At 74.8% G+C, this 21,094-nt stretch carries 15 protein-coding genes and 1 pseudogene; 11 read left to right on the top strand and 5 right to left on the bottom strand.

From position 1 onward, the window contains the following. From AB0O11_RS28870 to AB0O11_RS28855, 4 genes and pseudogenes are all read left to right on the top strand, one after another. Positions 1–237, top strand: a pseudogene (locus AB0O11_RS28870) (hypothetical protein); the annotation flags it as partial. Continuing rightward, entirely contained in the window at positions 237–1,256 is a 1,020-nt protein-coding gene (locus AB0O11_RS28865; protein ID WP_363392638.1) for a BadF/BadG/BcrA/BcrD ATPase family protein, read from the top strand. The pseudogene AB0O11_RS28870 and the gene AB0O11_RS28865, both read left to right, overlap by 1 nt. Positions 1,257–1,404: 148 nt before the next feature. After that, a complete protein-coding gene (locus AB0O11_RS28860; protein WP_363392635.1) occupies positions 1,405–1,953 on the top strand; it encodes a hypothetical protein in 549 nt (182 codons plus the stop codon). Positions 1,954–2,298: 345 nt separating this feature from the next. Beyond that, positions 2,299–3,402: a hypothetical protein gene (locus tag AB0O11_RS28855; protein ID WP_363392632.1), complete on the top strand. Its 1,104-nt coding sequence runs from the start codon at positions 2,299–2,301 to the stop codon at positions 3,400–3,402. A 70-nt stretch (positions 3,403–3,472) separates the two neighbouring features. On the opposite strand, the gene AB0O11_RS28850 is transcribed toward AB0O11_RS28855, so the two are convergent. Further along, a complete protein-coding gene (locus tag AB0O11_RS28850) occupies positions 3,473–4,138 on the bottom strand; it encodes a response regulator transcription factor (protein WP_363392629.1) in 666 nt (221 codons plus the stop codon). Further along, positions 4,135–5,340 carry a histidine kinase gene (locus AB0O11_RS28845; protein WP_363392626.1) on the bottom strand — a complete coding sequence of 402 codons (1,206 nt, stop codon included), beginning with the start codon at positions 5,338–5,340 and terminating at the stop codon, positions 4,135–4,137. The genes AB0O11_RS28850 and AB0O11_RS28845 overlap by 4 nt, the downstream gene beginning before the upstream one ends. A 134-nt stretch (positions 5,341–5,474) precedes the next feature. Here AB0O11_RS28845 and AB0O11_RS28840 point away from each other — a divergent pair, with 134 nt between their 5' ends. Continuing rightward, complete coding sequence (locus AB0O11_RS28840) at positions 5,475–6,386, top strand: ATP-binding cassette domain-containing protein (protein ID WP_363392623.1); 912 nt, start codon at positions 5,475–5,477, stop codon at positions 6,384–6,386. Then, positions 6,383–7,225, top strand: coding sequence for an ABC transporter permease (locus tag AB0O11_RS28835; RefSeq protein WP_363392620.1), 843 nt, complete (start codon positions 6,383–6,385; stop codon positions 7,223–7,225). Before AB0O11_RS28840 ends, AB0O11_RS28835 begins: the two co-directional genes overlap by 4 nt. A 14-nt stretch (positions 7,226–7,239) precedes the next feature. Here the strand turns inward: AB0O11_RS28835 and AB0O11_RS28830 are convergent, their stop codons facing one another. Next, a complete protein-coding gene (locus AB0O11_RS28830) occupies positions 7,240–7,995 on the bottom strand; it encodes a tyrosine-protein phosphatase (RefSeq protein ID WP_363392617.1) in 756 nt (251 codons plus the stop codon). A gap of 307 nt (positions 7,996–8,302) precedes the next feature. Between AB0O11_RS28830 and AB0O11_RS28825 the strand changes: the two genes are divergently transcribed. The 5 genes from AB0O11_RS28825 (at position 8,303) to AB0O11_RS28805 (ending at position 17,735) form a co-directional block, all read left to right on the top strand. Further along, the gene (locus AB0O11_RS28825; RefSeq protein ID WP_363392614.1) at positions 8,303–9,451 is read left to right on the top strand and encodes a helix-turn-helix domain-containing protein; all 1,149 of its coding nucleotides are present in this window, start codon (positions 8,303–8,305) and stop codon (positions 9,449–9,451) included. Between the two features lie 169 nt (positions 9,452–9,620). Beyond that, positions 9,621–10,394, top strand: coding sequence for a hypothetical protein (locus AB0O11_RS28820; protein WP_363392611.1), 774 nt, complete (start codon positions 9,621–9,623; stop codon positions 10,392–10,394). A gap of 68 nt (positions 10,395–10,462) precedes the next feature. Beyond that, the gene (locus AB0O11_RS28815; protein WP_363392609.1) at positions 10,463–12,493 is read left to right on the top strand and encodes a flotillin family protein; all 2,031 of its coding nucleotides are present in this window, start codon (positions 10,463–10,465) and stop codon (positions 12,491–12,493) included. A 55-nt stretch (positions 12,494–12,548) separates the two neighbouring features. Next, on the top strand, positions 12,549–17,291 hold the full coding sequence (locus tag AB0O11_RS28810; RefSeq protein ID WP_363392606.1) for a DNA repair ATPase: 4,743 nt from the start codon (positions 12,549–12,551) through the stop codon (positions 17,289–17,291). 33 nt (positions 17,292–17,324) lie between these two features. Next, positions 17,325–17,735 (top strand): PPOX class F420-dependent oxidoreductase, encoded by a 411-nt coding sequence (locus AB0O11_RS28805; protein ID WP_363392603.1) that lies wholly within the window; start codon positions 17,325–17,327, stop codon positions 17,733–17,735. Positions 17,736–18,229: 494 nt separating this feature from the next. Here AB0O11_RS28805 and AB0O11_RS28800 read toward each other — a convergent pair whose 3' ends face one another. Both AB0O11_RS28800 and AB0O11_RS28795 read right to left on the bottom strand, forming a co-directional pair. Beyond that, positions 18,230–19,927, bottom strand: coding sequence for an FAD-dependent oxidoreductase (locus AB0O11_RS28800; protein ID WP_363392600.1), 1,698 nt, complete (start codon positions 19,925–19,927; stop codon positions 18,230–18,232). An 84-nt stretch (positions 19,928–20,011) separates the two neighbouring features. Then, positions 20,012–20,923, bottom strand: a complete 912-nt coding sequence (locus tag AB0O11_RS28795; protein WP_363392597.1) for a diiron oxygenase — start codon at positions 20,921–20,923, stop codon at positions 20,012–20,014. Between the last annotated feature and the right edge of the window lie 171 nt (positions 20,924–21,094).

Here is a 21,094-nt window from a genome sequence, read left to right as displayed (position 1 = left end):
GCCGGGCCCGCTCCGCAGCCGCCGGCGGAGGGCGCGGCGGAGGGCGCGGCGAAGGAGTCCACCGCGGATTCCGCCGGGGCCCCGACAGCGGACGGCCTGACCATCGCCGGGCGGGCACGGCGAGGAGACCGTCCACCCCCGGCCGGGGACCCTTCGGCCGGGCCCCCGGCCGGGACCACGGCCGGGCACCCGGCCGACGACCACGGCCCGGGCCACGTACGAGCCGCGGGGACCTGATGACCCACCAGCCCGAACCACTCCTGCCCGGCGTCCTCGCCATCGATGCGGGAAACTCCAAGACCGACGTCGCCCTGATCGGCACCGACGGCAGCATCCTCGGCACCGCCCGCGGCGGCGGCTTCGAGCCGCACAGGATCGGCGGCGCGGCGGCCGTCGCCGGCCTCGCCCCACTGGTCGAGCAGGCCGCCGCGGCGGCCGGCCACCCGTCCTGGAGCGGCGTGCTCACCAGCCACGTCAGCGCCTGCCTGGCCAACGCCGACCTGCCGGTCGAGGAGGAGGCGCTGCTCAAGGCGCTGGAGTCCCACCCCTGGGGGGTCAGCACCACCGTCGCCAACGACACCTTCGGCCTGCTGCGGGCCGGCACCAACGGCCCGCGCGGGGTCGCGGTGGTCTGCGGCGCCGGGATCAACTGCGTCGGCCTGCTGCCGGACGGACGCACCGCGCGCTTCCCCGCCCTCGGCGAGCTCACCGGCGACTGGGGCGGCGGCTCGGGGCTCGCCATCGCCAGCATGTGGCACGCCGTCCGCGCGGAGGACGGGCGCGGCGGCCCGACCGGGCTCGCCCGGGCCATCGCCGAGCACTTCGGCCTGCCCAGCGCCGGCGCCGTCGCCGAGGCCGTCCACCTGGGGCACCTGCCGAACGCGCGGCTGCACGAGATCGCCCGGGTGCTCTTCGCGGTCGCCGCCGAGGGCGACGGGGTGGCGCTGGAACTGATCGACCGCCAGGCCGACGAGATCGTCCGGCTCGCCGTGGTGGCGCTCGGCCGCCTGGAGCTGCTGGACACCCCCACCCCGGTGGTGCTGGGCGGCGGCGTACTCGCCTCCCGGCAACCGCTGCTGCTGGACAACCTGACCGCCCGGCTCGCCGAGGCCGCGCCACTGGCCGAGCCGCGCGTCGTCGTCGCGCCGCCGGTACTGGGCGCGGCGCTGCTCGGCCTCGACCACCTGGCGGCGGGCGCCCAGGCGCAGGCCCGGCTGCGCGAGGCGTACGAGGCGGGCCGGCCGGTGGCGGCCTGACGCCCGCTCGACGAACCCCCTCCCCCGCCGGATCCGCACGTCCGTCGGGGGAGGGAACCGGCGGTCGCCGGGGGCGGGAACCATGGACCGGGCCCCGGTCGTGTTAGGCAGGTACCGACGACCGCCGCCGCCCGGGGAGACTTGTGCCATGGCCACGCCCCGCATCCTCCTCGCCGCCGTCCTGCTGGCCTGCGGCACCGCCGCGCTCGCCGGCTGCACGCCCGCCGACTCCCGCTCCACGGTGGCCGCCGCCTCCGCCGCCGCCGGCGCCGACGAGGGCGCGGACGACCTGCTGGACGACGATGACGGCCTCTTCTACGAGGACGAGGAGCCCTACTCCCCCGCGGCCGAACCCGCATGCGCCGCACCCACCGTGCGCCCCGGCCACGAGGTGCTCCTCGTCGTCTCCGCCGGCCCGGCCGAACTCACCGCCCAGCCCGCCCGCTTCAGCTGCGGCGCCGGCCGCTACGAGCCTGCCGGCAGCCCCGTCCACTACGGCTTCACGGCAGCAGGCGTGACGGCGACCCTGGCCGACGGCCCGCACGACGTCCCCCTCGACGAACTGATCGCCCACCTCGACGACTGCCTCGCCGAGCGCACCCCGGCCGGCCCCAGCGCCTGCCACGGCAGCACCTACGACGTGGTGCTGGACTCCCACGGCCGGATCATGCGCATCGCCGAGGTCGAGGGCCTCTGACCGCGGTCCGCCGGTGAATACGGTGTAGAAACGCCTCTCAACTGTTGACATTCGGCTGTGCTACGCGCATCGACCGTGCGTCGGCTGGGGGCTTTTGACGTTCGATACGTCCGCTGGGTCCTTCCTTGGGGCGGGTCTTACCTTTTCCGTCGTTGACCCGGTTTCGGCGGCTCTGCTTTGCTTCCGGCCGTCGGCGGTTACCGGCTCCCCCATCCCCACGTCGCTGACTGTTCATGGCGAACCGTCAGTGGTTCCGCGTTGCCGTCGCTGCTCCTCCCCATTTGTCCCCCACAGTGCCGCCGCGCCGTACCCGGGTGCGGCCGGCATCAGAGAGGAACCCTCACGATGGGCATCTCCCCCACCTCCCGTCGGATGCGACTGCGGGCCCTGACCGGGCTCAGCGCCCTGGCGCTGGCCGCCGCCGGCTTCGCGACCGCTCCGGTCGCCCAGGCCGCCCAGGACGACCGGCCGGCCGGCGAGTTCGCCGGGCAGCCCCACCCGTACCGGCACGGCATGCACCCGACCAAGGAGAACGCCGGCCAGTCGGCCAAGCCCGCGAGCAACAACCTGCGCTACGGCGGCGGCGTGGACGGCATCGGCGTCACCACCGGCGCGCCGAAGGTCTACCTGATCTTCTGGGGCACCCAGTGGGGCACCCAGGGCACCAACTCCGCCGGCTACACCACGCTCTCCGGCGACCCGAAGGGCGAGGCCGTCCGGGCGCAGCAGCTGTTCAAGGGCCTCGGCACCAACAACGAGACCTGGTCCGGCGTCATGACCCAGTACTGCGAGGGCGTCGCCACCGGCGCGACCAGCTGCCCGACCGGCTCCACCCACGTCGGCTACCCGACCGGCGGCGCGCTGGCCGGCGTCTGGGTCGACGAGTCCGCCGCCGCGCCCGGCCAGGCCAGCGGCTACCAGCTGGCCGCCGAGGCCGTGAAGGCCGCCGGGCACTTCGGCAACACCACGGCCGCGTCCAACCGCAACGCGCAGTACGTGGTGCTGTCGCCGACCGGCACCCACCCGGACGGCTTCAACACCCCCAACGGCGGCTTCTGCGCCTGGCACGACTGGAACGGCGACACCACCCTGACCGGCGGCGCCGCCCCCTCCCCGTACGGTGACGTGGCGTTCACCAACGACCCGTACGTGACCGACATGGGCACCTCCTGCGGCCAGAACTACGTCAACAGCGGCAGCGCGGGCACCCTGGACGGCGTGACCATGGTGTACGGCCACGAGTACTCGGAGACCATCACCGACCAGAACCCGGCGGGCGGCTGGACCGACTCCACCGGGTACGAGAACGCCGACAAGTGCTCCTGGAACGGCGTCGGCGGGACGGGCGGCTCGCAGAACGTGGCGTTCGCGACGGGCACCTTCGCCATGCAGGGCACCTGGTCCAACGGTGTCAGCGGGTGCCAGATCTCGCACGCGATCGTCCACTGACGATCTGATCGCCGGAGCGCCGGGGTGGGCCGTGCGGGCCCGCCCCGGCGCTCTTCCCCTTGCCGGGGGCTTACGGGCTGACCAGCCCGAACTCGTAGGCCTGGATGACCAGGTGGACCCGGTCGCGGGCGTCGAGCTTGGTGAACAGCCGGGCGACGTGGGCCTTGGCGGTGGCCACGCTGATGGTGAGCTCCTCGGCGATCTCCGCGTTGGACAGGCCCCGGCCGACCAGGGTGAGCACCTCGCGCTCGCGCTCGGTGACGGCCTCGGCGACGGGCCTGCGAGGCTGGGCGGGCTGGGCCGTTCCCTGCGGGCGGGCGGCGAACTCGCCGATCAGCCGGCGGGTGATGCCGGGGGCCAGCAGGGCGTCCCCGGCGGCGACCACCCGGATGCCGTCCAGGATGGTCTCCAGGGCGAGGTCCTTGACCAGGAAGCCGCTCGCCCCGGCCCGCAGCGCGCCGTACACGTAGTCGTCGTCGTCGAAGGTGGTGAGGACGAGGACGTGGGTGGGCAGGTCCGGGTCCGCGGCGATCCGGCGGGTGGCCTCGATGCCGTCCATACCGGGCATACGGATGTCCATCACGGCGACGTCGGGGCGCAGCCGGGTGACCAGCTCAACGGCCTCGGCGCCGTCGCCGGCCTCGCCGATGACCTCCAGGTCGGGGGCGTCGGCGATCAGCACGCGCAGGCCGGTGCGGATGAGGGGCTGGTCGTCGACCAGGACGACGCGGATCACGGTCCCACCTCCAGGGGGAGCTCGGCGGGGGTCTGCTCGGGGAGCGGCAGGCGGGCGGTGACCAGGAAGCCGCCCGCGGAGCGCGGGCCGGCGCTGAACTCGCCGTGCAGCAGGGCGACCCGCTCGCGCATGCCGGCCAGGCCGTAGCCGGTGCCGGGGGTGGCGGTGGGCACGCCCGCGCCCAGGTCGACGACGGTGACGTCGAGCTCCCGCGGGCCGTACTCGACGGTGACGTGGCAGTCGCGGGTGCCGGAGTGCTTGACCACGTTGGTGACCGCCTCCTGGACGATCCGGTAGGCGGCCAGGTCCACCTCGGGCGGCAGGGTACGGGCTTCGCCGCGGCGGGTGAGCGCGACCCGCACCCCGGCGCCCGCCGCCTTCTTCACCAGCCGGTCCAACTCGCCCAGCCCCGGTGTCACTTCGAGCGGCGCGGACTCCCCCTCGCCCTGCCGCAGCGCGCCGAGCATCCGGCGCAGGCCGGCCAGAGTCTCCCGGCTGGTGGCCTCGATCGCCTCCAGGGCGTGGCGGGTCTCGGCGGGCTGGGTGTCCATGACCCGGCTGCCCATGCCGGCCTGGATCGCGATGATGCCGATGTTGTGGGCCACCATGTCGTGCAGCTCGCGGGCGATCCGCAGCCGTTCGGCGGTGATGGCCTGTTCGGAGGCCCGGCCGCGCAGCGCCTCGGTGTGGGCGCGGCCCTGGTGGACGGTGTTGCCGACCAGCCAGGCGATCAGCACGGTCGCGGCGAAGCCGGCGTAGGCGAGCGGGTTGACGGGGTCGCCGTTGACGGCACCCCAGAGCAGCAGCCCGGCGAGGGTGGCGAGCGGCAGCGCCAGGGCGCTCAGCGAGACCCGGCGGGAGCGGACGGCCGCGCAGTAGCCGACCACCGCGTCGGCGATCAGGAACTGGAGCCCCGTGGTCTCCGGGACCTCCCACATCCCGAGCGCGAAGACGGCACCCGCGAGCGCCACCGCGATGGCCAGCAGCGGCAGCCGGACCAGCAGCGACGCGACCAGGGTGGTGACCACCGCGGTGACCACCATCGGCATGTCCTCGGGGTTGCCGTAGTAGTTGAACAGGTGGCGCAGCTCGTTCTCGCGCGTGAAGAAGCGGAACACCACCAGGGCCGTCCAGAGCGCCCCCACCCACACGCCCGCGGGCAGGCGCCTGAGCAGCGGCGGGCGGGGTTCGGTAGTGATCATGGCGCGATGGTAGCCGCGGCCCGGACGGCGCCACATCGGCCCGGGGGCGTAATCCCCGGGGCCAGTGCGGTGGCCCGCGGTTGTGGCCCGCGGCCCGATGCCCGGGCCGGGCTCCGACCGGCAGCGTTGTCCCCGTGATCGAGATCGAACGACTGACCAAGCGGTACGGCGCCACCACGGCCGTCGACCGGCTGACCTTCACCGTCCGGCCGGGCGCCGTGACCGGCTTCCTCGGCCCCAACGGTGCCGGCAAGTCCACCACCCTGCGGATGATCCTGGGCCTCAACACCCCCACCGAGGGCACCGTCACCGTGGCCGGGGCGCCCTTCGCCGGCCGGCCGCGCGGCCTGCGGCACGTCGGTGCCCTGCTGGACGCGGGCGACGTGCACGGCGGGCGCAGCGCCCGGGCGCACCTGTCGGCGCTGGCCCGCAGCAATCGCATCCCGCTCGGGCGGGTGGACGAGGTGCTGGCGGAGGTCGGCCTCGGCAAGGCCGCCGGGCGGCGGATCGGCGGCTACTCGCTGGGCATGAAGCAGCGCCTGGGCATCGCCGGCGCGCTGCTCGGCGACCCGCCGGTGCTGCTCTTCGACGAGCCGTTGAACGGGCTGGACCCGGAGGGCGTGCTCTGGGTGCGCGGGCTGTTCCGGCGGCTCGCGGACGAGGGGCGGACGGTGTTCGTCTCCAGCCACATGATGGCCGAGATGGAACACACCGCCGACCACCTGGTGGTGATCGGACGCGGCCGGCTGATCGCCGACCAGAGCCTCGCGGAGTTCTCGGCCCGCAACGCGGAGTCGAGCGTGGCCGTACGGGCGCCCGAACTCGCCACGCTGGCCGAGGTCCTGCGCGCCGAGGGCGCCGAGGTGCGGCTGACGCAGCCGCGGGCCGGGATCGTCACGGGCATGCCGGCCGAGCGGATCGGCGAACTCGCGCTGCGGCACGGCCTGGTGCTGCACGAGCTGGCCGCCCGGACGTCGTCGTTGGAGTCGGCGTTCATGTCCCTGACCGCCGACAGTGTCGAGTACCTGGCTGGAGACGCCCGATGAGCACCGCGACCCCTGCTTCCGCCGAACCCGCCCCCCGGTTCCTCGACCTGCTCGCCGCCGAGTGGATCAAACTGCGCTCGCTGCGCTCCACCTACTGGGTACTGGCGCTGGCCTCGCTGGTGGCGATCGCGGTCAACGTGAACGCCGTCCACACCGACCTGCCCTACATCGACCACCCGCGGCCGCGGATGCCCGGCCAACCGCCGTACACCTACGACCCGCTGTTCCACGGCCTCGGCAGCATCGGGAGCGATCTGATGGCGGTCGCGGCCGGCAGCCTCGGGGCGATCACCGTGTTCGGCGAGTACACCACCGGCCTGATCCGCACCACCTTCGCCGCCGTGCCGGACCGGCGGGGCGTGATCGCGGCCAAGGTGCTGCTGATCGGCGGGATCACCGCGCTCGCCGGGCTCGTGGTGTCGACGGTCTCCTTCTTCACGATCAACGCCATGCTGGCCTCCCGGCACGTCGGACTCTCCATCGCCGACGAGGGCTGTCTGCGGGCCGTGCTCGGATACGCGGCGATCGTGCCGGTCTGCGCGCTGATCGGGATGGCGCTGGGCGCGCTGCTGCGGCACGCCACCGCCTCCATCGTGTCGCTGGTGATGGTGATGTTCATCCTGCCGATGGTGTTCGGCGGGGACCGCTACCGGTGGCTGAAGGAGATCGGCACCCACCTGCCGCTGGCCACCGTGAGTCGCCTCACCATCAACCCCGGCTCCACGGCCACGATGGGGAAGTACGCCCCGAGCGTGCTGGACTCGTGGATCACCATGGGGGTGTGGGGCGTGGCCGCGGTGGTGGTGACGGTGGTCGTGGTGCGGCAGCGGGACGTGTGACCCGCCGCCTCGGCTCAGGCCACGGCCGCCTTGGCGCGGAAGGCGCCGAGGGTCGCCGCCGGGACACCACAACCGGGGAGGAAGGAGGCCGCGCCGCCGTGGTGGGTGTGGACGCGGTCGAGGAAGACCGACATGGCCTCGGCCGGGGCCTCCAGGAGGGGCGCCGGGATGGTGAGGTTGCGGCCCCGGGAATCGGTGACGCGGGAGGTGGTGCGGTCGTTGAGGGCGGTGCGGTGGCGTTCGGCGAGGCCGGCGAAGATCTGCGGGAGGGCGTCGGCGGTGCGGGTGTAGTCGGCGACGATCCGCTCGGCGGGGACGCCGAGGAGGTCCAGCAGGAGGGCGGTCAGCAGGCCGGTGCGGTCCTTGCCGGCGGCGCAGTGCAGCAGGACGGCGCCGGGGCGGACGGTGGCCTCGACGGCGGCGGCCATCGCCGCGGGCGCGGACTCGGCCAGCAGGACGTAGAAGTCGCCCAGGTCGGCGGCCGTGGCCATGGTGCTCATCCGGGCGGTGAGGGCGTCGGTGGCGGGGTTCACCGGGGCGGCGACGACGGCTATCCCGGCGGCTTCGACGGCGGCCCAGTCGGCGGGGTCGGTCTCGCGCGGGTCGCGCAGGTCCACGACGGTGCGGATGTCGCAGCCGCGCAGCTGGGCGACGGTGGCCTCGTCGGCGGCCGGGAACGGCTGGGCGGAGCGGTACAGCACACCGGGGCGGATCCGCCGGCCCTCGGGGTCGCCGAGGGCGGCGGCGTCGCGGAAGTTGACCAGGGACATGCGGGAGGCCTTTCGGTGGAGCCGCACCCGGGACGAGACGGGGACATCCGCAGGCGCGCGGCGAGACATCCAGATGTGTAACCCCTCCGGGGGCCGCCGGGCAAGCCTCGATCGGTGCATCCCTCCGTCCCGTTCCCGACGCCCCGGCCACGGCGCCCCGAAGGGCACGGCGACGGCGCGACGGCGCTGCCCGTGCGGCGAGGGACCGACGGCAGCAGCGCGCTTCGTCCCGCACCTGCGCGACCGGTGGCGCGGGGGCCGCCGCAGCGGTCCCCTCCGGGGGCGGCCCTGATAAATTCAGCGCCGAATGAGCAGGCTGCACGGGGGTTGGCAGGACACGGTGACCGAGGAGATCGAGTACGACATACCCGCCGAGCTGGCCGAGGTCTACCTCGTCCTGCTCGCCGACGTCTCCCGTACCGGCCGGCTGCTGCGCCGCGACGAGCTGGAGCGCCTGCGCACACTCGGCGAGCACTGCGCCGAGGCCGGCCACGGGCTGCGCGAGGTGGTGTCGCACTGTCTGGCCGCGGCCCGGCGGGCCTGGCAGACCCTGCCCGGAACGACGGCCGCGAGCAGCGTCACCGAGCTGCGCGCGATGGGCGACGCGGTGCTGGCCGCCACCCACGCCGCACTGGCCGCGCTGGGCGAGGGCCACGAGCGGGCGCAGCGCCTCGCCGTCCGCCAGGAGGAGGCGGCCCGGCGGGAGTTCATCGACGACCTGCTGTTCGGCCGCAGCGACCTCGGGCTGCTCGCCGAGCGCGCGGAGCGGTTCGGGCTGCGGCTGGCGGGCGCGTACACGGTGGCGGTCGCGGTGGGCGACGAACCGTTCGGGGACGTGCATCCGCTGGTGCACCGGGTGGAGCGGGAACTGGCCGGACGGTTCGGCGAGCGGGACGTGCTGCTGGCCAGCAAGGACGGCCGGCTGGTGTGCATCGCCCCGGACTCCGAGCGGGCCGTGCTGGAGGCCTTCGCCGAGCTGACGCTGCGCCCCGGCCCCGGTTACCGTCCGGTGCGCCGGGTGGCCACCGGCCGCCGGCACTCGGGACCGAGCGGGGTGCCGCGCAGCTACGAGGAGGCGCTGGGCGCGCTGGACTACGCGCACCGGCTGGACCTGCCGGCCCAGCAGCTGCGGGCCGAGGAGCTGCTGGTCTTCCCGGTGCTGATGCGCGACCGGGCGGCCATGGCCGACCTGGTGCGCAGCGTGCTCGGCCCGCTGACCGAGGCGCGCGGCGGCGCCCGTCCGCTGCTGGACACCATCGCCGTGCAGGCGGAGGCCGCGTACGTGAACGCGGAGGCGGCGCGCCGGCTGGGCCTGAGCGTGCGCACCCTGAGCTACCGGCTGGAGCGGATCAAGGCGCTCACCGGGTACGACCCGGCGGACGCGCTCCACCGCTTCACCCTGGAGACGGCGGCCATGGGGGCACGGCTGCTGAACTGGCCGGAGCGACCGCTGTAGTCCCGCCGCGCCGAACCTGCGGGGCGCCGCCACGACCGTCCGGCGGCCGTCCTGTTGCCGAGCTGTTGCAGTGTCACGCGGGCCGCGCGTACCAGGGTGTCAAGAGGGCGTAAAGATTGCCGGATCCTGGCAATGTGCCGCGGGCCCCGGCACTGCCATGATCTCCCCGGTGCCGAAGCACGGCGCCGGCGGAGAGACGGGGGGTGCGGCCGGGATGGGGGGATTCTTCGCGGCCGCGCTGGCCTTTCCGACGGCGCTGTTCAGCTTCGCGCTGGTGGTGGTGGTCGGGTACTGGTTGCTGATGCTGTTCGGCGGCCTGGTGCCCGGCGCCGTGCACGGGGGGCACGGCGGCGGGCACCAGGTGGACGTCGGGCACGGGGGGCATCACCTGGGTGCCGGGCACGGGGGGCACGGCGGAGATCCGGGGCACGGTGCCGGGGGGCACGGAGGCGACGGGGGGTCCGACCGGCACGGTGCCGGCCACCGCACGGGCGTGCTGGACGCGCTGGGGCTGGGCGGGGTGCCCGTGACGGTGGCGGTGTCGCTGCTGGTCGCGCTCGCCTGGTTCGTCAGCCTGGCCGGCACCGTCCTCACCTCGGGGGCACCGGCGCGCGGCGGTGTGTTCGCCGTCGCGCTGGTCGCCTCCTGGGCGGGCACCCGGGTGCTCGTCCGGCCGCTGTCTCGGCTGTTCCCGCAGGACCGGCCGGCCACCCGGGGGGACTTCGTCGGCCGGGTCTGCGTGATCCGGACCGGCCGGGTGACGGCCGACTTCGGGCAGGCCGAGGTCACCGCGGAGGACGGCTCCACCGCGACCGTCCAGGTCCGCACGGCGGAGCCCGAACCGGGCCTGACGGCCGGACGGACCGCCCTGATCTTCGACTACGACGCCGAGGGCGAGCACTTCCTGGTGGCGCCCTTCGACCCGCCGTCCGAACTGATCTGACATTTCGTCAATTCCTTCACCGCACTTCTCTTTCGCACCAACTCGCCATCTCGTCAAAGGACTCCGTGATGGACACCATCGCCGTGGGTTTCGGCGTGCTCGTCGCCGTCGTGCTGCTCATCCTGCTCGCCATGCTGCTGTTCGTGGGCCGCCTGTTCCAGAAGGTCGAGCAGGGCAAGGCACTGATCGTCTCCCGGACGAAGAAGGTGGACGTGACCTTCACCGGCGCGATCGTCCTCCCGGTGCTCCACAAGGCCGAGTTGATGGACATCACCGCGAAGACGGTGGAGATCCACCGGGCCGGCCGGGACGGTCTGATCTGCCGGGACAACATCCGCGCGGACATCCGGATCTCGTTCTTCGTCCGGGTGAACAAGACCGTCGAGGACGTCATCAAGGTCGCGCAGTCGATCGGCACCGCCCGGGCCAGCGACCCGCAGGCGATCCAGGAGTTCTTCGCCGTCAAGTTCGCCGAGGCGCTCAAGACCGTCGGCAAGCAGCTGGACTTCACCGACCTGTACACCCACCGGCACGAGTTCCGGGACCAGATCATCGCGGTCATCGGCACCGACCTCAACGGCTACACCCTTGAGGACGCGGCCATCGACCACCTGGAACAGACCCCGATGAACCAGCTGGACGCCGACAACATCCTGGACGCCCAGGGCATCCGCAAGATCACCGAGCTGACCGCGATCGAGCACGTGCGCACCAACGAGTACCAGCGCACCGAGCAGAAGGAGATCACCCGGCAGAACGTGGACGCCCGGGAGGCCGTCCTGGAGCTGGAGCGCCGGCAGGCCGACGCCGAGATCCGCCAGCGCCGCGAGATCGAGACCCTGCGCGCCAAGGAGGACGCGGTGATCGCCCGGGTGCAGGAGGAGGAGCGGCTGAACGCCCAGACCGCCTTCCTGCGCACCGAGGAGCTGCTCGGGGTGCAGCGGGAGAACCAGGCCCGCGAGGTCGCGGTGGCGCAGAAGAACCGCGAACGGGTGATCGCGGTGGAGAACGAGCGGATCGAGAAGGACCGCCTGCTGGAGGTCGTCGGCCGCGAGCGGGAGACCCAGCTCGCCGCGATCGCCAAGGAGAAGGAGGTCGAGTCCGCCAGGCGCGAGGTTGCCGACGTGGTCCGCGAGCGGGTCGCGGTGGACCGCACTGTCGCCGAGCAGGAGGAGGCCGTCAAGACGCTGCGCGCCACCGAGGAGGCCGAGCGGGTCCGCAAGGCCGTCGTGATCCAGGCCGAGGCCGAGGCGCAGGAGAAGCTGGTCAAGGACATCAAGGCCGCCGAGGCCGCCGAGCAGGCCGCCGCGCACAAGGCCCGCGAGGCGCTGGTGCTGGCCGAGGCCCGTCAGCAGGCCGCCGAGCTGGACGCGGCCGCCAAGATCCGGATGGCCGAGGGCATCCGGGCGGAGGCCGCCGCCGAGGGCCTGGCCCGGGTCCAGGTCCGCGAGCAGGAGGCCGCGGCGGTGGAGAAGGTCGGCCGCGCCGAGGCCGCCGTCCAGGCCGAGAAGGCCAAGGCCGCCGCACTGGAGGTCGGCGCCAAGCTGAAGGCCGAGGCCGAGGGCCTGACCGAGAAGGCCGCGGCGATGGCCAAGCTGGACGAGGCCTCGCGCGGGCACGAGGAGTACCGCCTGCGGCTGGCCGCCGAGAAGGACGTCCGGCTGGCCGGGCTGGACGCCCAGCGGCAGATCGCCGAGGCCCAGGCTGCGCTGGTCGCGACCGGGCTGGAGAAGGCGAAGATCGACATCGTCGGCGGGGACTCGGCGTTCTTCGACAGGCTGGTGCAGTCGGTGTCGGCCGGCAAGAGCCTGGACGCCTTCGTCGGCCACTCGCAGACCGCGCAGACCCTGGCCGGGCCCTGGCTGGACGGGCGGGCCAGCTTCACCGAGGACCTCACCAGGGTGCTCTCCTCGGTCTCCACGGCCGACGTGCAGAACCTGACGGTGTCCGCCCTGCTGATGAAGCTGATCGGCTCGGGGGCCGGCGACCAGGCCGGTCAGCTGCGCCAGCTGCTGGATTCGGCACGGCAGCTGGGCGTCGCGGAGACCCCGATCGGAGCGCCGGCCGGTGGCCTCGCCGCCGTGAACGGCTCCAAGTGATCTGCCGTCCGCCGAGCAGCCGAGTCGACCGATTCAACTGAGTCAACTGAGGAACGTGACCGTGACCGTGGACGCCCTCGACGCCCGGCTCGACGCCGGAACCTACGAGGTCCTGCGCGACCGGCTCGCCCGAGCCGCCGCCGAACTCGCCGACCGGGCCCAGGCGTTGAACGCCCGCCGGGTCGCCGAGTTCGGCGGCGGGGAGCTGCGGCTGGCCGGCACCGGACGGCTCACCACCGCCCGGGCCTGCCTGCCCCAGGACCTCACCGCCGCCGGCGGGCTGCTGCTGCTCGGCACCCGTGCGGCCGAACCCGCCGCCGACGCCGGGGACTTCACCGACGTCCTCGGCCTGCACCACCCCGACCTCTCCCCCGCTCCCGCCGAGGGCACCCTGCTGGACGACCCGCGGCTGCGCCAGGACCTCACCGACCTGCGGCGCTACTTCCGCGACGCCCGGCTGGAGCGGCTGCGCCCGGTGGACGGCCGGCTGCTCGCCGTCTTCCGCACCGGCCCGGCCGCCGCCGACGTCCGGGTGCTGCGCTGGCGCCTGGACGACGCCCGGCCCGGCTACCTGGACGGGCGGGGCGAACGCGACCACACCCCCGCCGACGGCCGGCAGCTGCCCTGGACCACCCTCACCCGGGACGACCAGCTGCCCGCCGGCCCCGGACGCCCGCCCCGCGCCGACCTGGCCGGCGAACTGCTGGTCGGCGTCGACGGCGGCCGGCTGACCATCGCCGCCCCGGACGGCCGTGAGCTGCACCGGGAACCGCTGGTCGAGGCCCTCCAGACCCTCGCCGACGCCCGGATCGCCCACGCCCGGCTCGGCACCCTGCTGCTGGTGCGCGTGCGCCCGTACCAGGAGGAGACCGAGCGGCACCTGGTGGTCCACCTGCCCACCGGCACGGTCACCCGGATCGACGCGCTCGGCCAGGCCTGCCTGCGGCTGCCCGCCGACCAGGGCGTGGCCTTCCCCGGCGGCTGCCACCTGGTGGACGGCACCGTGCGCACCTTCGACCAGCCGGTCGACGGCCTGGTGTACGAGCGCACCCTCCTGTCGCCCAACGGCGAGGACGTGCTGTACGAGTTCCGCTCCCCCGCCGACGGCCGCGCCCTGCTCCAGCCGTACAACAGCGTCCGTCAGGAGGCCTCCGCCCCGCTGCCCTGCCAGGGCTACGCGCTGCTCGCCGACGGCACCCTCGTCGCCCTGCGCCCGGCCGAGGACGGGCCCACCCGGCTGCACCCCGTCCAGCTCTGGCAGACCCCGTTCACCAGCGAACGCTTCGCCGCCGAACAGCCGCCCGGCAGCGGGCCGTTGGCCCGGATCGGCAACGCCGACCTGGTCCGCGGCCTCGCCGACTGCCTGGCCCTGGCCCGGCTGGCCGCGGCCGGCGCCGACACCCCGGCCGGCCACCAGGCCGTCCTCGCCGCCTGCACCCGCACCGCCGACCGGCACCACTGGCTCGGCCAGAGCGGCCTCGGCGACCTCGCCGCGCCGCTCGCCGAGATCCGCGACACCGCCCGGCAGGTCATCGCCGAGTACGAGGCCGTCGCCCAGCTCACCGCGCACGCCACCCGGCAGACCGACGAGGCCGCCGAGCACGTCGAGGGACTGCTGCGCACCGCCCGCGGCGAAACCCTGCCCGACGCCACCGAGTGGGTCGACCGGCTGGCCGGGCTGCGCCGCGCCCAGGGCCGCGTCGAGGCGCTGCGCGACCTGCCGCGCGCCGACACGGAACGGATCGACGCGCTCGCCGTACACCTCGCCGAGGGCCTGGCCGAGGCCGCCGACCGCGCCGTCGGCCGGCTCGCCGAACCGACCGCCTTCGCGCCGCACCGGCAGCGGGCCGGTGAGCTGGCCGAGCGGTGCGCCGCCATCGCCACCGCCGCCGAGGCGGAGCCGCTGGGTGTCGAACTGGTCGCCCAGAGCGAGGCGCTGCAGACCGTCTCGGAGCTGGTCGGCACCCTCGACCTGGCCGACGCCACCACCCGCACCGCGATCCTCGACCGGCTCGCCGACGTGCTGGGGCTGCTCAACCGGGCCCGGGCCGCGCTGACCGTGCGTCGCCGGGAGCTGCGCACCCGAGAGGCCGCCGCCGAGTTCGCCGCCGAGACCGCCCTGCTCGGCCAGGCCACCACCGCCGCGCTCGCCGCCGCCGACACCCCCGAGGCCTGCGACGAGCAGCTCGGCCGGCTGCTGCTGCGGATCGAGCAGCTGGAGACCCGCTTCGCCGACGCCGACCCGGCCCTCGGCGAGCAGCTCGGCCACCGGCGCACCGAGATCCACGACGCGCTCACCGCCCGCCGCCAGCAGCTGCTGGAGGAGCGGGCCCGGCGCGCCGACCGGCTGGCCGCCTCCGCCGGGCGCATCCTCGACACCCTGCACCGCCGGCTGGCCGCGCTGGACACCGCCGCCGAGATCGACGCGGCCCTCGCCGCCGACCCGACGGCCGTCAAACTCCGCGACCTGGCCGGGCAGTTGACCACGCTCGGCGACCGGGTCCGGGCCGAGGAACTGACCGGACGGCTGCGCGCCGCCCGCGGCCGCGCCCACCGGGCGCTGCGCGACCGCGCCGAACTCGCCGGGGACGGCCCCGGCACCCTGCGGCTGGGCCGGCACCTGTTCGCCGTCACCACCCAGCGCCCCGAACTCGCCCTGGTGCCCTGGCGCGGCCGCCCCGCCTTCACCCTCACCGGCACCGACTACCGCTCCCCCGTCACCGACCCGGCCTTCGCCGCCACCGAGCGGTACTGGGACCGCCCGCTGCCCTCGGAGACCCCGCAGCTGTACCGCGCCGAGTACCTCGCGGCCAGTCTGCTGCCGGCCGCCGAGGCGGGGTCGCTGTCCGCGGACGGCGACCTGCTGGAGTACGTCCGGCGCGCCGCCGAGCAGCGGCCGGACGAGGGCTACCAGCGCGGCGTGCACGACCACGACGCGGCGCTGCTGCTCCGCGCGCTGCTCGAACTCGGCGCCGAGGCCGGGATGTTGCGGCATCCGGCGAGCGCCCGGGCGGCCGCGCAGCTGTACTGGGCGCACGGCGCCGACGAGCGGCAGCGGCTGCTCTGGCACACCCGGGCCCGCTCGCTGGGCCTGGCCCGGGACGCCTTCGGGGGCGCCCCGGCGCAGGCCGCGCTGGACGCGCTGGCCGCCGAACTCAGCGCCGCCGTCGCCGACTTCACCCCGGGCGCGGAGCCCGCCGGGCCCTACCTGGTGGCCGAACTGGCCGCCGCCACGCCCAGCTTCGCCCACTCGGCGGGCGCCGCCGCACTGCTCGACAAGTTCCGTGCCGCACCCGAGTCGGCCGGCCTCACCGAGGCGCTGGCCGCCCTGCCCGAGGAGCCCGCGCTCCTGCCCGTACGGCGCGAACTCGCCACCGCCTGGCTGGAGTCGGGCGCTGCCGACGCCGACCCGGCCGACCTCGCCGAGGCCGCCGCCGTGCTGCTCTGCCCGTCCCTGCCGCGCCGGCCCGCGGAGGGGGCGGTGGCCACCCGGATCACCGGGCTGCTCGGTGACCACCCGCGGCTCGCGGGCGGTGCACTCGACCTGCGGCTGGACGACCTGCTCGCCCGGGTCCGGGAGTTCGAGCAGGTCGAGGTGCCCGGCTACCGCGCCTACCAGCGGCTGCGCGGCGAACTGCTGGCCGCCGAGCACGCCCGGCTGCGGCTCGACCAGTACCGGCCCGCCCCGCTCAACGGCTTCGTCCGCAACCGGCTGATCGACCAGGTCTACCTGCCGCTGGTCGGTGACAACCTCGCCAAGCAGCTCGGCACGGCCGAGCCCGGCGGGCCGGTCGACCGCAGCGGCCTGCTGCTGCTGGTCTCCCCGCCCGGCTACGGCAAGACCACCCTGGTCGAGTACCTCGCCGAGCGGCTCGGCCTGCTGCTGGTCTCCGTCAGCGGCCCCGCGCTCGGCCACCGGGTCACCTCGCTGGACCCGGCCGAGGCCCCCGACGCCACCTCCCGGCGCGAGGTCGAGAAGCTCAACTTCGCCCTGCACGCGGGCGACAACGTGCTGCTCTACGTGGACGACGTCCAGCACACCTCGCCCGAGTTCCTCCAGCGCTTCATCCCGCTGTGCGACGCCCAGCGCCGGATCGACGGCGTCTGGGACGGCGAGGCCCGCGAGTGGGACCTGCGCGGCAAGCGCTTCGCCGTCGTCATGGCCGCCAACCCGTACACCGAGTCCGGCCGCCTCTTCCGGCTGCCCGACATGCTCGCCAACCGCGCCGACGTGTGGAACCTCGGCGACGCCGTCGCCGGGCGCGAGGACCTCTTCGCGCTCAGCTTCGTCGAGAACGCCCTGCCGGCCAGCCGCCACCTGGCCCCGCTCGCCACCGCCGAGCGCGCCGACCTCGACACCCTGCTCGCCCGCGCCGGCGGTCTGCCCGGCGGCGCCCTGGCCGGTTCCTGGCCCGCCGCCGAGGTCGAGCGGATGACCGCCGTCCTGGCCGGCCTGCTCCACCTTCGCTCCACCGTCCTGGCCGTCAACAGCGCCTACCTGGCCTCCGCCGCCCAGGACGACCGCACCCGCACCGAACCCCCCTTCCTGCTCCAGGGCTCCTACCGCAACATGGCCAAGCTCGCCCAGCGCCTCGACCCCGCCCTCACCCGCCCCGAACTCGACGCCCTGCTCACCGACCACTACCGCGCCGAGGCCCAGCCCCTGGGCGCCGACGCCGAGGCCCAGCTCCTCAAGCTCGCCGAACTCCGCGGCACCCTGACACCGGAGCAGACGGAACGCTGGGCGGAGCTGAGGCGCTCCTGGCGGGAGCGCGGGCACACCGCCGAACGCCCTTGACCTGAAGGGCGCTTGAGGTCCTGGCGTGGCCGCATGGTCTTCACCGAGCGCGAGCGCGCGTACCTCGCCGGCCGGCCGCTGGCCCGCCTGGCCACCATCGGCCCGGACGGCTCCCCGCAGGTCAGGCCGGTGGGCTTCCGCCTCAACGAGGACGGCACCATCGACATCGGCGGACCGGACAACGCCCGCAGCCGCAAGTACCGCAACGCCCGGGACCGTCCCGAGGTCTCCGTCCTGATCGACGACCTGGCCCCCGCTGACGATCCGGTCGCGGGCGGCTGGGGCCGTGGGGTGGAGATCCGCGGCCGGGCCGAGGTCCGCACCGTCGACGTCCCGCCGGTGGCGCCCGACCGGTTCAGCCGGGACGTCATCCGGGTGCACCCCCGGCGGGTCCTCACCTGGAACCTGGAGGCCCTGGGCACCACCGCCCGCGACGTCGGCTGACCGCCTGTTCCGCCGCTGGGCGCGGCGGCTCTACCCCGGGTTCCGCTCCGAGCCCGCCCCCGGGTTCCACTCCGAACCCCATGCCGGGCTCCGGCCCGGGCCGGACGCCGCCGGCTGAGCCCCGGCCGGTGCGGCCAGCGACTCCCAGACCGGATCGGGCAGCCCGGGGACGGAGCGCCCCTCGGCCTGCCAGCGCCGGGCCAGCTCGGCATAGATGGGCGCGTCCGGGCCGGGCGCCGTCCCGGGTGGACCGGGCGCCGAAGGCCGCTCCGCCCCGCTCGGGATGTCATGCAGGATCGTTTCCTCACCCGGCTGCCGGTCCGGTACCGGCAGCCTCCCAAAACCACTCACACCCACCCAACGCACCCGCCCGCACCGGGACACGGCCACGTCAACCCCCATGCCGCAGGTCAACCCCGTACGGGGAGCGGCCGGGTGCGCAGGAAGCCGGCCCACCCGACTTCCTGCGCACGTCCTGCCCTCCCCCGGTACCGCTACCGCCGCCGCCCCGCCGCCAGCAGCTCCGGCACGGTGGCGAGCTTCACCCGGGGCCGCCCCTCGGCCTCGCCCCGCTCGCGTTCCGCCCGGTCCACCGCCCGCAGCTCCCGCAGCCCGACCGCGTCCGGCCGCCGGTGCCGCACCAGCCGTTCGAAGTCCCTGCGACCCGGCCCCGGGACGGGCAGCGCGCGGGCGGCCGCATCGTCCAGCAGCGCGCCCACGGTCTCCCGCGCGCAGGCCCGGTTGGCGCCGATCCCGCCGGACGGCCCCCGCTTGGCCCAGCCCACCACGTACGTGCCCGGCAGCGGCCGGCCGGTCGCCGGGTCGACGACCCGCCCGTCCCGGTGCGCGACCGTCCCGGCCCGCTCGTCGAACGGCAGCCCGGGCAGCGGCACACCCCGGTGCCCGATGGAGCGCACCACCAGGCCGACCCGCAGCACGTCCTTCGCCCCGGTGCCCGCGACCCGGCCGTCCGCCGCCAGGGTGGTCCGCTCGACGGTCAGCGCCTCGACCCGACCGTCCCCGGACAGCTCGGCCGGCGCCGACAGGAACCGCAGCACGATCCGCCGCCCCGGTCCGGGCTCCGCGGCCCCGTCGTACGGCACCAGCGGCAGCCCCGCCAGCAGTGCCGCCCGCGAGTCCGGCCCGGCCTGCGTCCCCGGGCCCGCCGGCGACTGCGTGCGGGTTCCCGCCACCCCGATCGCCGCCCGCACCTCCGGGTGGTCCTCCACCACCACCTCGACGCCCGGCAGCTGCCGCAGCGCCAGGAACTCCGCCCTGGTCCACGCCGCCTGCTCGGGCCCGCGCCGGGCGAGCAGCACGACCTCCCGGACCCGGCTGCGGCGCAGCGCGGCCAGGGCGTGGTCGGCGATGTCGGTGGCGGCGAGCCGGTCGGGGTCGGTGAGCAGGATGCGGGCGATGTCCACCGCGACGTTGCCGTTGCCGACCACCACGACGCGCTCCGCCGACAGCTCCACCGCGTCGGCCGGTACGGTCGGTTCGGCGTTGTACCAGCCGACGAAGGCGGTCGCGGGCAGGCTGCCCGGCAGGTCCTCGCCGGGGATGCCGAGCCGGCGGTCGGCGGCCGCGCCGACCGCGTACACCACCGCGTGGTGGTGCGCGGCGAGCTCCTGGTGGGTGACGTCCGTGCCGATCTCCACGTTGAGGTGCATCCGCAGCCGCGGGTCGTGGAAGACGCTCGCGAAGCTCTCCGCGATCCTCTTGGTGGACTGGTGGTCGGGCGCGACGCCGTGCCGCAGCAGGCCTCCGGTGACCGGCAGCCGGTCGATCATGGTGATCTCGGCGCTGGTGCTGCGCAGCAGTTCCTGCGCCGTGTACCCGGCGGAGGGGCCGGTGCCGACGACGGCGATCCGCAGCGCGCCGAGTTCCCCCGGCAGGCTGCGCGGGAAGCTGGGTGCGCCCCAGGCGTGGTCGTTGGGGTGGTCGCGGAACCAGTCGCGGTTGAGGTCGCCGAACACGGTGTCCGGCCCGCGCAGCCGGTCGACCGGGAACACCGCGTCCACCGGGCAGGCGTCCGCGCAGGCGCCGCAGTCGATGCACGCCCGCGGGTCGATGTACAGCATGTCGGTGGTGCCGAACTCCGGTTCGTCCGGGGTCGGGTGGATGCAGTTGACCGGGCAGACGGACACGCACGAGGCGTCGTTGCAGCAGGTCTGGGTGATCGCGTAGGCCATGGCCGGGGTGGGGTCCTCGCTGCGCGTGGGGGATGGGGGACGGGCGGGTCGTGCCGGTCCGTCGGGACCGGTCGTGCCGGACCGTCAGAGCATGTGCACCCGGCGGTAGACGGCCGCCGAGCGGCTGGTGAGCAGCCCGGTCTCGGCGAGGAAGGCCATCAGGTGCCGGGAGCTGGTGCGCATCATCGCCTTGCAATGCTCGTTGGCCCGCACCTCGGCGAGCGCCCGCTGCACGTCGAGCCCGGCGGCCCTGTACACGCCCGGGTGCACCATGCTGGTGACGATGACGTACGCGCCGACGGCGATGCCGGTGGCCGAGGCGCGCCGGCGGGCCGGGCTCGCGTGGCGCATCCGCTCGCGGACCTCCTGCCGGGCGAACTTCATGTGCCGGGACTCCTCGACCACGTGGATCCGGGAGGTGCCGCGGACGATCTCCAGCACGTTCTCGCCGCGCATCCAGTCGCGCTGCATGACGTCGAGCACCTCTTCGGCCACCAGGATTCCGCCGTAGGCGAGTTCGCCCTTGGCGAGCGCCTTGAAGGCGCGCCCGGCCTGGGCGATCACCTTGTTCGGCCGGTACGCGGGGACGCCCATCTTCTCGCAGGCGCGGGCGAACATGATCGAGTGGCGGCACTCGTCGGCGATCTCGGTGAGCGCGAACCGGAACTCGGCGCTGGCGGGGTTCTTGAGGTACTGATCGCGCAGCACCATCTGCTGGAGGATCATCTCGAACCAGATGCCGGTGTTCATGATCGAGCAGACCTCGTGCCGGGTGAGCGTGACCCGCTGCCGCTCGGTCATCTCGTCCCACAGCCGGGTGCCGTAGAGGGTGCTCCACTCCGGGTTGAGGCCGTAGTGGTCCTCCGGGAGGGGGGCGTCCCAGTCGATCTCGGCCGAGGGGTCGAAGGAGAGGGTGGCGGCCGACTCCAGCAGCCGCTTCGAGACGTCGTCGTCAGCGTTGGTGTGGCCGCGCTCAGTCTGCCGGGTGAGAGCCATGGCTGCCTCCAGGTGCCTGCCCCTGCGGGTTCCCGCTCACCCGCTTATTAGACGGACAGTACAATAAGAGCCGGTCGCCGAGAACCCCCTGCGCAGCAGTGATCCGGCGCGCGGCCGTACGGCTCGCGCCCCTGCCCGCCCCACGACACGGCGAAGGGCGGGACCCGCCCG

The sequence above is a fragment of the Kitasatospora sp. NPDC093102 genome (assembly GCF_040683915.1).
In the GTDB taxonomy this organism is placed as follows: Bacteria; Actinomycetota; Actinomycetes; order Streptomycetales; family Streptomycetaceae; genus Kitasatospora.
This window is presented reverse-complemented; position numbering and strand designations above follow the sequence as displayed.